Origin of the sequence: Vagococcus martis (assembly GCF_002026305.1) — a bacterium.
GTDB classification, from domain to species: domain Bacteria; phylum Bacillota; class Bacilli; order Lactobacillales; family Vagococcaceae; genus Vagococcus; species Vagococcus martis.
On sequence record NZ_MVAB01000001.1, the window covers coordinates 761,657 to 775,817 of the forward strand.

The following is a 14,161-nucleotide window of genomic DNA, read 5'->3' on the forward strand; positions in this document are numbered from 1 at the left end:
TTAAAGGAAATATTCCCAAAATATTAAGAGGCATTATATCTAATATATTTTATATTCAGCTACGATTGTTTTTATTTCTTGGAATATCTCTTCGACTTCATCCATGTCTTTTGCATTTGCTCCACTAGCTAAGGGATGTCCACCACCATGATGTCGCTTAGCAATTCCATTGATGACTGGTCCTTTACTTCTTAAACGTACTCTGAAGAACCCTTCAGGTTGTTCAACAAAAATGGCCCATGATAAAATGCCACGAATTTTACCAGGTAATGGAATAATCGCTGGTGTTTCTGAGTCCACCACATCAAATTCTTTTAACGCATCTTGTGTTAACACAACCATTGCTGCACCATTTTCATCAGATATCATATTCTCATAGACGTAACCTGATAAACGTGAAATTTTCTCATCGACTTCATCCATGTATCGACTTAATTTCGCTGCGTCAAACGAATAACTCAACAAGTGACTAGCAACAAGTAGTGTATGTGACGTTGTCGCAGGATATAAAAATCGGCCTGTATCACCAATAATTCCCGCATAAAGTAGTCTTGCAGCATTGTCTGTCATCACTAAAGAGTCTTTATTTGCTTCATAAAAATCATAAATCATTTCACTTGTACTACTTGCATGGGTATTTACCCATGATAAATCGCCATATGGTTCATCATCTGGATGGTGATCGATTTTAATTAATTTCTGTCCTAAAGCATATTGTTCGCCACTAATTCTTGGAGCGTTTGCTGTATCTGTGACAATAACTAACGCGTCTTTATATAACTCATCACTGACCTCGTCCATCGTCACAAGGTAATCTAAATCGTTGACAGGTCCACCAACTAAATAAATCTTTTTTTCTGGAAAACTTGCCTTTAACATATCTCCTAATCCACCTTGAGATCCTAATGCATCTGGATCTGGACTTTGATGACGATGAATCATAATCGTGTCATATTTTTTTATCTCTTTTAAAATTTCTTGCCCAATAGCCATTTTTTTCCTCCTAAATTGGATCCATTAACTGACAGACAGCAATCGCTTTTGCTGACACGATGTTGTCTTTATAGACACTTACTTCTACTTTACCAGAACGTCGACCCACTTCTATTACTTGTGTTCTAATTTCAATTTCACTATCCATTTGAATCAACTTAAAATAATACAAACTACTTTGTTCAATGATAGAATGAAAATTATATCGAGAGAGCATCGTTGAACGCACAACGCTAGATATGATTTGATTTAATACGCCAAAAGACAACGTCCCTAAATTATTCACCATTTGAGGTGTGACTTCAAATGTAAAAACAGCATCACCATTTTGAGGCATCTCTTTTTCTACAATTTGATTGGTTATATGATCAGTTAATTTATGTGCTGCTTGCGGCTGTTTTTGTGCCATTTGAACTGTCCGCATGACGTCTTGTCTCGATATAATACCGACTAACGTCAAATCATCTTCAACAACTGGTATAATCTCCAAACCATCCCAGATCATTTGATGTCCAATACTTGCAACACTCATATGAGATTTCGCATGTCTCGGGTCTTTGGTCATTGCTTTTTCAATTGATTGTGTTAAAGACTTATCACCCACATCTTTAGCTGTTACCATTCCAACTAATCGTTTAGACTTATTAACCACTGGAAAACGTGTATAACCTGTTTTTTCCACTAGCTTGAAATAATCTTCAACCGTATCTTTTGTCATCATGTAACTTGTCTCACTCTCAGGTGTTTGGATATCTTCAACCAACACAATATCTTTTTTAATCATCTGATCACTAATTGCACGGTTAATCATCGTACCAACTGTAAAAGTATCATGTGCTGTTCTTAATATCGGCATTTCTACTTTATCAGCCAAGTTCATGATGTCTTGACTCACTTCAAATCCACCAGTAAGTAACACAGCAGCCCCATGAGTTAAAGCTAAACGCTGTACCCCTTCCCTATCCCCAACAATCATTAAGGCTCCTGGTGTGATGTAGCGCAACATACTTTTTTCCGTCATAGCACCAATAATAAACTTATCCAAAGGTTTTTTCAGCCCTTTTTTACCTGCCAAAACATCACCTTCAATAATTTTAACAATTTCTTTAAAGGTTAAATTTTTTATGTTTTCTTTTATTTTTTTCTCAATTCTAATGGTTCCAACACGTTGAATCGTTGATACAAGACCAACATTTTCTGCTTCTTTAATTGCTCTGTAAGCTGTTCCTTCACTTACGCCTAACATTTTAGCAATGCCTCGAACAGAAATTTTATCCCCAACAGGCAATGACTCAATATGTGCTAATATTTGATCATGCTTTGTCATGCTCATAGGTTACACCCTTTTACTTTCTCATTGTTATAGTTTGTCGAAAAATCTGTATTAATACAAATTCTTTTGTAATGTTTATATTCTATCATACAACGTGGTAAAAATACATTTGAATGATATAACAGAAAATAAATAACTTGTTTTTCATAAAATTATTTCTATAACAAAAAACACTTCAAACATTTTTGAAGTGCTAAAACTTTTTATTTTCTTTTTTGACTTGATTCCATAATAACTGGCAAAATCACGGGACGACGTTTTGTTTGCTCATATAAATAGCGACTTAACTGGTCTCTTATCTCTTGCTTCAACACACCCCAGTCAAAATCTTGTTTTTCAAGATTTTCTAGGACGACTGTCTCAACAATATCGCCACTTTCTTTCATCAAATTATTACTTGATTTCATGTAAACAAACCCACGTGACGTGATTCTAGCTGGAGAAATAATTTTTTTCTCGCGACGATTAATCGTAATGGCTGCGATAATAATACCATCTTCAGATAAAATTTTTCTATCTCTTAAGACAATATTTCCAATGTCTCCTACACCGAGCCCATCTATCAAGATATTTTCGACTTCAATAGAACCTGTCATTCTCAATCTACCTGTTTCAAATTCTAAAACATCTCCTTTACCTAAGATAAAGATGTTTTTAAATGGAATACCTACTTGATTTGCCAATTCAGCATGTTTAGCTAACACTCTGTATTCCCCTTGAATAGGGATAAAGAACGTTGGTTTCATTAAGTTTAGCATCAATTTTAAATCATTTTGGTTAGCATGACCTGAAACTTTCACTGTATCTGAAATAGTTTGGACTGTTCCACCTGCGCGATAAACCATGTCTTCTGTTTTGGCTACCATTGTTTCAACAGCAGTTGATGGTGTTGTGGTGATGTAGATTAGGTCGCCTTCTGTTATACGGATAAAACGGTGACGTCCACTCGCCATTTTTTGTAATGTGTTTAACGGCTCACCCATACGACCAGTTTCCAAAATAACCAATTCATGTGGTTCTTTATGTTTCATTTGTTTTTCTGTAATAATTAATTCATCATTTGGTAATGTTAGTTTTCCTAGACGAATCGCTGTACGAACAATTTGCTCAACATCTTTTCCAGTTAGCACAACAAATCGCTCACTTAAATAAGCTGCGTCAAATACTTGTTGGATGCGTTGCAAATTACTTGCCACACTAGCCACAATAATGCGACCTTCCCAATATCTAAATGTATCGACTACCTCATCAGCCACTTCATTTTCAGAAGCAGATAATATATTACTCTCAGCGTTAGTTGAGTCACTTAGTAAAGCTAATACACCTTTTTTACCAATCTCTGCTAATCTAGCAAAATCTGTTTGGTACATTGGACTTGCACTTTGATCAAACTTGAAATCCCCTGTATATACGATTTGCCCTTCTCCAGTTGTCAACACAATTCCCATAGAGTCTGGAACAGTATGTGTTGTTCTAAAGAAGCTCACTTCTGATTTGCTGAATTCAATAATTGTGTTTTCATCAATCACGTGGAAATCATCAAAATCTTTTGTGTTAGGATAATTTTTTACATTAATTTTAGCTAGTTCAATTGTTAATTCAGACCCAAATACTGGTACTGAAACTTTTTCTAATAGATAAGGTAAGGCCCCGATAGCGTCTGCATGTCCGTGACTTAGAAATACTCCGGCAATCTTATCTTGACGTTCAACTAAATAAGAAAAATCAGGGATTACCATATCAATTCCTAATTGTTCATTTTCTGGGTATTTCAACCCACAATCTAGTACAAAAATTTCTTCCTCAATTTCTGCTATATAGATACTTTTCCCGTTTTCTCTAACTCCTCCTAAAGGAATTATTTTTACTTCACTCACTAATTCTCCACCTCAATTATGCTATATAATTCTTTATATATAGCTCTTTCATTATTTTTCTTGTTCACGATCTATATTTATCAATAACCTGTTACAAAATAATTGCTTACCTGTCACTCACACGAATTATTTCAACTTGATAAATTTTACACGTCTTAAGTTGATACCATTTTATCATAAAAAACAAAAAATTTCTGTAAGATATACTTTCTCTCTCATTTATTATGAAAATACTAATTACTCTTCAATCTGTTTATTCCATTGAGTGATGATATCTTTAAATTTTATGATAAATAAATCAATTTGTTTTGTCGTTAGTCGCGAGACATTTACTCGACAGCTTTGCATTTCTTTACTCATCACAAATCCTGGTAATACAGCAATAGAGTCGTTAATTAACAAACGCCAATCCTCTTTTGTCAGCGTGCGTTTGGTATAGGTCAACCATATATAATAGCCACCTTTTGGCATCGTGTAATCAAGACTAGAACTTAATTCTTTTTTGATGGCCTCAATAAAATATCTCATTCTCTTTTCTAGAGTCTGACGTAATACCATCAATTTTTCAGAAAACTCTGAATCTGAAATAGCATATGATGCCATGACTTGAGGAAAAATATTTAACTGGGTTTCATATTCATCTCTTAGCTTTGCAACTTCATCCAGCACATAAACAGGTGCTTCAATCCATCCTAATTGCATTCTACTACCTAGTATTTTCGATAACGACCCAATGTAGATAACTAATTGAGGAGATAATTCTTTAAGTAACGGTATTCTACTAGGTGTTTCATAAGCTAACTGGCCAAATACATCATCTTCAATAATTGGAATGCGATATAGCTCACACAATGCTATTAATTTTTTTCGTCTAGTCAAACTCATCGTGGTACCTGTTGGATTTTGAAAGTTCGGATTAGTTAAGACAAGTTGGATACTCTCTTTTTTTATCGCATCCTCCAACTCATTCACACATAAACCATCTTTATCAATCGGTATTCTAACCACTTTAATCGACATGGCATTTAAAACAGAAATGCCATTAAAAAAAGACGGATCTTCCAATGCCACAGTATCTCCTGGTTTTAGTAAAGATTGGATTAGTAATACTAAGCTTTGTTGTCCACCAGCTGTTAACATGATTTCTTCGATTTTTGGTTCATACGAATACATTTTGCCTACCAATGTCGCAATATTTTTTCGAAGTGGCTTATATCCAAGTCTAGACACTTCTACAGATAAAAATGATTGCCAATTTACATTAGGCAAACTGATATTAGGAATTAAATTATAAGGTAACTCACCACTATAAGCATCTAATACACTTGACGTATCCGTTTTTATCATCTCTTCCACTTTTGTCATATAATCATTTTGTTGATAATTTTGATAATTAAACTGAATTCGTTCTCTCAAATGATTAACCGTCTGTGCTTCTGACTGGCCAATAACATACGTTCCACTACTCGCTCTTTTTTCGACAAACCCTTCAGCATTTAACTCATCATAAGCTCTTACAACTGTACTGCGATTGACACCTAGTTGATTAGCTAACTCTCTTTCTGATGGTAGTCTAAAATTTTCGTACAGACTACCTGCATCAATTTGAGAAATCAATTGATTCATAATTTGTCGATACAATGGCGTATTGGTTTCTCTTTCTAATATAATATTCACCATCTCACCTCTTTGTATCAGTATATCATAAATTGGATGGGTCCAATTTTTTTTAATTGGCTCTAGGCTTTTAAAATCAACATGGTACACTTTACTAAAACATCAACAAGGAGTGTTCACTATGGTAAAAAAAATATTAACCGTTGCTGGCTCTGATGCAGGAGGCGGCGCAGGGATTCAAGCAGATTTAAAAACATTTGAAGAATATGGGACATTTGGGATAAGCAGTATCACCAGTATTTTAACCGTTGATCCCAAAACAAAAAAACCATCCATTTACCCAATCCCGATTGATATCGTGGAAAAAGAACTCGATACTGCCTTTTCTGGTGGTGCTCTTGACGCATTAAAAATCGGGCTATTAGGTAGTTTACCAGTCATTGATTTACTCGAACATTATTTAGTCAAAGTAAATCAAAAAAATATCGTTTTAGATCCTGTGATGGCTGTTAAAACAAATAAAGATGTGTTACAACCTGAATTGGTCAATGGCATGATAAAAAAATTGATGCCTTTAGCAGATATTGTGACACCAAACCTTGTCGAAGCCTGTATATTGTCTGATATACCGGCAATCGAAACAGAAGAAGACATGACAAAAGCTGCTAAAAAAATTTTCGACCTTGGACCAAAATCTGTCATCATCAAAGGTGGTGCTCGTTTTAAAGGAGACGTTGCAACAGATTTATTTTATGATGGTAAACAGCTTTTGTTTATCCACGAAGACAAGTTGGATACTGTTACAAACCACGGAGCTGGATGCTCCTTTGCAGCAGCTATTACTGCAGGACTTGCAAAAGGCTTAACCCTTGAATCAAGTGTTAAGTTAGCGAAAAAATATGTAACAAGTGCAATAAAACATGGCCTATATTTAAATGACTTTACAGGATATGTTTGGCATGGTGCCTTTTTAGAGGCAACAAATAGAATGACTTTAGGAGATGATTAGTATGACTAGTACAAGATGGAGTATAAAAGAAACCACATTAATGGGATTATTCGCGGCTTTAACGGTTGTTGGGACAAGTATTCGTGTCCCACTACCAGCCCTTGTAGGAAATCCATTTTTTCACTTTGGCTTACCGATTTTATCGTTAGCAGTGTTAACGCTAGGCTTTTTTAAAGGATCTTTGGCCGGTGGAATTGGTTTTGCTATTTTTGATATTTTAAATGGATTTGCCGCTGAAGCACCTTATTTCGTGTTAGAAAGTTTTGTCGTTGGTGCTGCTCTTAGTTTGGCTTATTCACGACTTCAAAAATATGACGACAACGTTTGGTTTATTCCAACGATTATGTTTTTTGCAGCTATCGCTAAAATCATCATGACTTTTCTAAAAAATTTAGTCATTCAACTCATGATGGGAAATACGTTTGGCGTGTCTGCTTTTGCCAGTTTTTCAACACTTTATATTACTGTTATTAACGCTATTGCCGCCATTATTATTGTGTCATTACTTTATAAGCCGGTAAAAGCTCTTACAAGTAAAATGTTGTACTAAATAAAAAAGTTGCCCTAATCGGCAACTTTTTTTGTGTATCTTACTCCAATTCCTGTTAGGGCACTTACTATAGAAAATACTGGTGACAATAAACTAAAGAAAACAAACGGCATATAACTCATTGTTGGTACGCCAAATGTATTAGCAACAAAACTTCCGGCAATCCCCCAAGGAACTAAGTAATTGATTACCGTTCCTCCATCTTCGAGCGTTCGACTCAACACAACTGGGTCTAAATCCATTTTTTTATAAACATCTTTAAAAGCATTTCCTGGTAAAATTACTGATAACAATTGTTCCCCGATAAAAATATTTACCCCAATACTAGATAACAAACTCACAATAATTAATTGTTTTGGTGAATGAAGTTTTTTCGCTACAGCTTCAATCACTGTTGTCACTAACCCAATTCGCATCAAAATACCACCAAGTGATAAGGTTAAAATAATCAATAACACTGTAAACGTCATGCTGTTAATCCCACCACGCGTTAGTAACATGTCCACTTGTTCATTCCCTGTTTTAGAAACAAACCCATTTTCAATGACACTGGCTAAATTAGCCAAATCAACTGAACCTTGTTGGAAAATAATCATCACAACTGCCACTACCACATTTAATAAAATCGTCATGATCGCTGGAAGTTTTTTCCACGCACAGATTAGCATGAGTAGAATTGGAACAAGCGACCATAAAGATATATGAAAATGGGTTTCCAATACTTGTGTCACTTCTTTAACATGTGTCAATTCTGCTGTCTCATCAGATTTTCCAATCACTGTGAATAAAATCAACGACACTAAAAAGGCTGGAATTGTTGACCACATCATATTTTTTATATGGTCAAATAAATCTGCTTCAACCACAGCTGAAGCTAAATTAGTTGATTCAGACAGTGGCGACATCTTATCACCAAAAATCGCTCCTGAAGCTATTGCTCCAACAATTAAAGGAGGGTTTAACCCCAGTGTCACACCAATTCCAAAAAAAGCAATACCGATAGTCGACATGACGGTAAAGGCACTCCCAACGGCACTCCCGACAATAGCACAAACAAGAAAAACAGATGGAATAAACCACTTCACACTTAATAATTTAAATCCTATTACCATAATGGTTGGGATGATACCAGCTTGTATCCAGACGGCTATAAGTGCGCCAACAAGTAAAAAGATAAAAATTGGAATAATTCCCGGTTTTAAGCCACTTACAATGCCTTCGTTGACCCACTCTAATGGCATTTTTCTCATTACCATGTAGCCAATTGTCAACGCAACCGCAAATAATATCACCACATTAGGTGACAATTTAAACACAATAACGCCTAATGAAATACAACATAAAATAATTAATAACACAACACTTGCTTCTAACAAGCCAATCTTTTTCTTCATGATTTTTCCTCTTTTCATTTAATAAATTAGTTAGTTTATTAAATAAAACGATATCGTATCATTCCACCACAGCTCATCTTCATTCTCCTTTATGCACTAAAAAAGTCACCCGTATGCTATTACACATAAGGGCGACTTTTTCGCGGTACCACCTTAATTTAAAGATAATATATCTATCTTCATCTCTTAATTTATTATTTAATTATCTATCATTTTAAGTGTAATTCGGAAAAATAAGTTGGTTCGATTTTCAGCTACCATCGACTTTCTAAACACAGTTCTTATTCCCTACTGGCAAAAAATGTAAAACTTTTATTCATACTATCGAGTTATTGAATAAAAGTCAACCCTTTAATTTTTATACCATAAAAAATGACTCACTTTTTCATCGACTTCTTTGTTTTCATGTAAGCCACTATGGTCGGCACCTGTAATGATGACATGCTCCACATTATTTCCATTATTCATTAACATCATGTTAACGGACAAGGCACTACTCAACGGGACTACTTTATCACTCAAATCATTTTCAGATAATTTACCAGCAATTAATAACACGTCCACGTCTTTTGGCATACCATCTAACTCATTTTCATAAAGAATAAAACGCTCACTTCTTTGACTAGGTCCTGTTATTAGTAAATCATCTAAACTTTGACTATCAAACGTATCTAAAAACTCATTAAATGGTGAACCTATAGCAACTAATTTATTTACTTTAGGAAGTGTTGTATTTTTACCATCTTGCAATAAATACCTGAATTCACTGATACCACCCATTGAATGACCAACTAGATTGACTGTTTTCACTTGATAGTTTTCTTGGAGAAACACTAAAACGGCTTTTATCCAAGCAGCTTGTTCCCACTCATTATTGCGATTGTCTTCAAATAATACTTGAACCATTGGATTATCTTTTGAAAAATGTCCACCCTTCAATGCTTTGTTCTCACTTACAACACCATCTTTTGACACAGTTAATACTAATGATTTCTGTGCCACTTCTTGATTAGTAAAACGGGTCAACATGCCACCTAAAGAGTGCTTTCCACCGCCAGCACCATGTAGAAATATAGTAGGGACATCAGAGTATGCAACATCTACTTCCTTTTCTTCCGAAGACAAAGGTTTCACTGAATTATTGAGTCGACAACCTGATAATATCAAGATAAGTATACCCATTAACAAAATAAACTGCTTTGAAATACGCAATAGAAAACCTCCTTAAATGACCTATATTAAAAAGAAAAACCGATAAAAATATCGGTTTTACAGTTTATCTACTTGATCAAAGTCCAATTCTGTACTTGTTTCACGACCAAACATGTCAATATTTACTTTTAGTTTTTGTTTTTCTAGATCGATTTCTGTAATTTCTCCTGTTAATCCAGAGAAAGCACCTTCTGTAATCGTCACTGTTTCGCCTAACTCAACGTCTAAGTCAGTTACACGTTTACTCATACCTAATTTACCAAGTATGTGTGTTACCTCTTCTGGTAACAATGGTGCCGGTTTACTTCCTGCTCCGTGTGAGCCGACAAATCCTGTCACTCCCGGTGTATTACGTACAATATACCAAGATTCATCTGTCATAATCATTTCAACTAACACATAACCAGGGAACGTTTTTTTTGCTGTAATTTTTTCTTGCCCATTTTTTATTTCTCTTTCTTCCTCTTCTGGAACAACCACACGAAAAATAAAATCTTCCATTCCCATACTTTGTGCACGAGATTCGATATTTGTCTTTACTTTGTTTTCATATCCTGAATATGTATGTAATACGTACCACTGTCTTTCAAACGATTCCACAGAATTCAACCATCCTTTTCATGATAAAATAAAAAAACCTCAGAGAGCCGAAGTTTTTCTTTCAATTAATTGTAACACTCAAATATGCTTTTTTCTAGTAATTTCTACAGACCTTTAAGACCTATGTAAGAAATTTTCGCTAATAAAAAGTCAACTGCTGCAAAGAATAACGCAAATAAAATAGTTGATTGGATGACAGTAATCACATCTTTAACTAATTTTTTACGTGTGGGCCATGTTACAAGTTTCATCTCTTCAATAACACTTTTTAAGAATTTCATTTTGTCTCCTCCTAAGATAAGTCTTTTTTATTTCGTTTCTTTATGTACTGTATGCTTTTTACAATACTTACAGAATTTCTTCACTTCTAATCGCTCTGTACGTTGTGAATCACTAACTGCTTTTGAGTAATTACGCGAACCACATACGGTACAAGCAAGTGCTGATTTTTTTTGAGCCAAGGGTAGAATCCTCCCACTGTATTAATAACTTTTAAAGTATAACGTTTATTATAATTTTTGTCAAACTTGTTCGTTTACTGAACAGGTTTATTGTTCTTTTATTTAACCGTTTATTTATGGTATTATTAGGTTGTAATTAAAAATGAAGGGAGCTACATATTATGTTAATTGAATCAGTCTGTATCCCAAAAAGATTACTAACAACAGTTAGTGAAACTTGTACGCTAGAAGATGCGTTGAATATCTTAGAAGAGTCTGGTTTCCGTTGCGTCCCTGTACTTGACGAAACAGGAAAATTCTTTAGAGGAAATATCTATAAAATGCATATATATCGTCACAAATCAAATGGTGGAGATATGAGTTTACCTGTCACACATTTGATTAAAAATGCGACAAAATTTATTCATTTGAATTCATCTTTCTTCAAAATCTTTTTTACAATTAAAGAGTTACCATACATCGCTGTTTTAGATGCAAACGATCAATTTTACGGCATTCTAACACACAGTAGTTTATTAGGTATCTTATCTCAGTCATGGAACGTTAAAGAAGGACGCTTCGCATTAACGATTGCTTCTACTGGTCGCAAAGGTGACTTGGCAAACATGACAAAAGTTATTTCGAAATACTCTGATATTGCAAGTTGTATCACACTTGATGTTGGTCGTGACGAGTACATCCGTCGTACAATTATCACACTACCAGCTGACACTGATAAAGAAACATGTGATTTAATCATCAAAGCACTAGAGAAAAAAGATTTCTTTGTTGCTCAAGTTGAAGATTTACAACAGCCTTTAAGCTAAAAAATAAGAGGCTGATCCAAAAGTCTTAAAAATAGAAAAATCCCATGAAATCAGCTTATTAAAATACTGACTTCATGGGATTTATATTTTGTTAGTTTAGTTATTTTCATTTAAAAAGTTACTTTTGGGTCAGCCTCATTTTTTTATTTAAATTTATCAAAGTGAACGACTTTATTAATCCCATACATGATGGGCGCTGAAATACTCATAATGATTAATTCACTCAAAAATAGTGAGCCATATGTTGCCCAGAAAAAGTTTGAGCCAATTGATTGATTAGAAATAATACAAATCATAATGGCAATTAATATCATACTCACTGAAAAAGCAATCGTATTGATAACCATTCGTGTTTTCTCACTCTTAATCCATCTAGCAGAAAATGCTGTGATACTTAGAGCTAGTAATGTCTGACCTCCACCAAACAAGACATCCATCATGCCTCCTTCAGCAAAGAGTAAATTAAAGGTGACCACCCCTAAAAATATACCCCATAATAATTTTTTATTAAATACTACAAGATGATTCAGACTCTCTGAAACCCTAAATTGAATTGGTCCTTGAGCGATTGGTGCAACAACGAGTGTTAATACAACATAAAGTGCTGCAATTAACCCATTGACAACTAATACGGTTGTCTTTGATCGTGATACTGATTTTTCCATTTTTCTTTTCTCCCTTCCTAGTTTTGATATCGCAGGATGGTATGAACGAACTGCGGTTATAAAACATAACGATATTATCCTACTCTTTGTTGCACAAAATGTCAAAATTTTCTGTTATGATAGTAACATAACTAACTAAAAGGAAGAAAAATATGTCACTAATTATCAAAAGAATAAACGCCATTACACCTATACATTTAGTACTTTTGAAAGAAGCAGATCCTGATGAGCATATGATTAATTCTTATATTTCTCGTGCTTTTTTGTTCGAATGCCTTTATAATAATAAAATTGTAGGAATTCTTGCGTTGGGAAAAATAAATCAAGATTCACTAGAAATTTTAAATATATCTGTTAGCGACACGCATCAAAATAAAGGAATTGGTTCTAGCCTTCTTGATTTTACAGATGTGTTTGCTAAAAAGAATCATTATGTCATACTTGAAGTTTGTACAGGTTCTACTAGTATCTGGCAACTTTATTTTTACCAAAAACATGGCTTTCGTATCATCAGTGTGCAGCCTGACTACTTTATCACTCATTATAAAAAACCAATATATGAGCACGGTATTCAGTTAAAAGACCGCCTCCGTCTGCAAAAGAAACTGTGATTGCATTGCCTTGTTTCACTAGAACCCGTCAAAATTTTAAGGAGTTGCTCTATGGAAAAATTAGTACTGCATTTATTAGTCAACCAGCATGCTGGATCTGGTAGAGGTGCTAGACAATATAAAGAAGTAAAAAAACAACTAACAGAAAAAGAGATTCCTTTTGAGTCCTATCTAACTGAGTACGCAGGACATGAAAAAGAAATTGTTGAGACTTTATTACAAACGACGCTTAAACCTTATGTGTCAGGTAAACCGTTTAATCACTTACTTGTTGTATTAGGTGGAGACGGAACACTTCACGAGGTTGTTAATGCCTTAAAAGAGTATCCAGATATTCCAATAGGGTATTTACCAAGTGGCTCTGGAAATGACTTTGCACGTGGTGTTGGGGTTTCTCGTAAGATTAATCAAGCATTAGAACAGCTGCTATCAGTCACCCAACCAACCTCAATCAGTTTGATGCAAGCAATAGATGTCGAAACAAACGACACTCGTCTGATACTAAATAACGTTGGCGTCGGGATTGATGCAAAAATTGTGGCAACAGCGAATCATTCAAAAGCTAAATCTTTACTGAATCAATTAAAACTTGGATCGTTGTCTTATGTAAGTGCAGCATTATCGTCTATTTTTAAACAACCCTCTTTTCCTTTAATTGTTGAAACAAGCACTGAAAAGAAAGAATTTAAAAAAGCTTTTTTATGCACGACAACAAATCACCCCTATTTTGGTGGTGGTGTTGCGATTGATCCCACTGCATCTGCTTATACGGATGATATTCACTTAATCATTGTGGAAAAAATATTTCCCTTATCACTTGCGTGGTTAATTATTAAACTATTTTTCAAACAACATTTGACTTCACCCTACCTTCACCGATTTGTCGATTCAGAACTTACTTTAACTTGTCCTATCGCTCAAGTTGGTCAAGCTGATGGAGAAGAATTAGGAGAGCAAGAGTTTAAACTACGATTTAAAACGACGCACAGACTATTTTGGATGTAGAAAAATAAGCCATGGAATTCCAACCATC

Annotated in this window: 15 protein-coding genes; 5 read left to right on the plus strand and 10 right to left on the minus strand. The window is 34.6% G+C overall.

Annotated elements, in window-relative coordinates; all coding sequences use genetic code 11:
- Positions 1-39: 39 nt before the first annotated feature.
- The 4 genes from BW731_RS03630 to BW731_RS03645 all read right to left on the minus strand — a co-directional run bounded on the left by BW731_RS03630 (position 40) and on the right by BW731_RS03645 (position 5,880).
- Positions 40-993: a DHH family phosphoesterase gene (locus BW731_RS03630; RefSeq protein WP_079345806.1), complete on the minus strand. Its 954-nt coding sequence runs from the start codon at positions 991-993 to the stop codon at positions 40-42.
- A gap of 10 nt (positions 994-1,003) precedes the next feature.
- Entirely contained in the window at positions 1,004-2,326 is a 1,323-nt protein-coding gene (locus BW731_RS03635; RefSeq protein WP_408645889.1) for a DRTGG domain-containing protein, read from the minus strand.
- Positions 2,327-2,529: 203 nt separating this feature from the next.
- Complete coding sequence (locus BW731_RS03640; RefSeq protein ID WP_079345808.1) at positions 2,530-4,203, minus strand: ribonuclease J; 1,674 nt, start codon at positions 4,201-4,203, stop codon at positions 2,530-2,532.
- A gap of 237 nt (positions 4,204-4,440) precedes the next feature.
- Positions 4,441-5,880: an aminotransferase-like domain-containing protein gene (locus BW731_RS03645; RefSeq protein WP_158080152.1), complete on the minus strand. Its 1,440-nt coding sequence runs from the start codon at positions 5,878-5,880 to the stop codon at positions 4,441-4,443.
- A gap of 121 nt (positions 5,881-6,001) precedes the next feature.
- Here BW731_RS03645 and thiD point away from each other — a divergent pair, with 121 nt between their 5' ends.
- Entirely contained in the window at positions 6,002-6,829 is an 828-nt protein-coding gene (gene thiD / locus BW731_RS03650) for a bifunctional hydroxymethylpyrimidine kinase/phosphomethylpyrimidine kinase (protein ID WP_079345812.1), read from the plus strand.
- A gap of 1 nt (position 6,830) precedes the next feature.
- Positions 6,831-7,379, plus strand: a complete 549-nt coding sequence (locus BW731_RS03655) for an ECF transporter S component (RefSeq protein WP_079345814.1) — start codon at positions 6,831-6,833, stop codon at positions 7,377-7,379.
- A 14-nt stretch (positions 7,380-7,393) separates the two neighbouring features.
- Here BW731_RS03655 and nhaC read toward each other — a convergent pair whose 3' ends face one another.
- From nhaC to rpmG, 5 genes are all read right to left on the minus strand, one after another.
- The gene (gene nhaC, locus BW731_RS03660) at positions 7,394-8,773 is read right to left on the minus strand and encodes a Na+/H+ antiporter NhaC (protein WP_079345816.1); all 1,380 of its coding nucleotides are present in this window, start codon (positions 8,771-8,773) and stop codon (positions 7,394-7,396) included.
- Between the two features lie 351 nt (positions 8,774-9,124).
- Positions 9,125-9,985 (minus strand): alpha/beta fold hydrolase, encoded by an 861-nt coding sequence (locus BW731_RS03665; protein ID WP_079345818.1) that lies wholly within the window; start codon positions 9,983-9,985, stop codon positions 9,125-9,127.
- Between the two features lie 57 nt (positions 9,986-10,042).
- Entirely contained in the window at positions 10,043-10,585 is a 543-nt protein-coding gene (gene nusG / locus BW731_RS03670) for a transcription termination/antitermination protein NusG (protein WP_071457482.1), read from the minus strand.
- 104 nt (positions 10,586-10,689) lie between these two features.
- Entirely contained in the window at positions 10,690-10,866 is a 177-nt protein-coding gene (gene secE, locus BW731_RS03675) for a preprotein translocase subunit SecE (RefSeq protein WP_079345820.1), read from the minus strand.
- A 27-nt stretch (positions 10,867-10,893) separates the two neighbouring features.
- Complete coding sequence (rpmG, locus tag BW731_RS03680) at positions 10,894-11,046, minus strand: 50S ribosomal protein L33 (protein ID WP_071457484.1); 153 nt, start codon at positions 11,044-11,046, stop codon at positions 10,894-10,896.
- A 161-nt stretch (positions 11,047-11,207) separates the two neighbouring features.
- Here rpmG and cbpA point away from each other — a divergent pair, with 161 nt between their 5' ends.
- Complete coding sequence (cbpA, locus tag BW731_RS03685) at positions 11,208-11,852, plus strand: cyclic di-AMP binding protein CbpA (protein WP_071457485.1); 645 nt, start codon at positions 11,208-11,210, stop codon at positions 11,850-11,852.
- A gap of 143 nt (positions 11,853-11,995) precedes the next feature.
- Here the strand turns inward: cbpA and BW731_RS03690 are convergent, their stop codons facing one another.
- Positions 11,996-12,517, minus strand: a complete 522-nt coding sequence (locus BW731_RS03690; RefSeq protein WP_071457487.1) for a QueT transporter family protein — start codon at positions 12,515-12,517, stop codon at positions 11,996-11,998.
- A gap of 152 nt (positions 12,518-12,669) precedes the next feature.
- Here BW731_RS03690 and BW731_RS03695 point away from each other — a divergent pair, with 152 nt between their 5' ends.
- Together BW731_RS03695 and BW731_RS03700 are read left to right on the plus strand one after the other, a co-directional pair.
- A complete protein-coding gene (locus tag BW731_RS03695) occupies positions 12,670-13,128 on the plus strand; it encodes a GNAT family N-acetyltransferase (protein ID WP_079345822.1) in 459 nt (152 codons plus the stop codon).
- 51 nt (positions 13,129-13,179) lie between these two features.
- A complete protein-coding gene (locus BW731_RS03700) occupies positions 13,180-14,133 on the plus strand; it encodes a diacylglycerol/lipid kinase family protein (RefSeq protein WP_079345824.1) in 954 nt (317 codons plus the stop codon).
- The last annotated feature ends 28 nt before the right edge of the window (positions 14,134-14,161 follow it).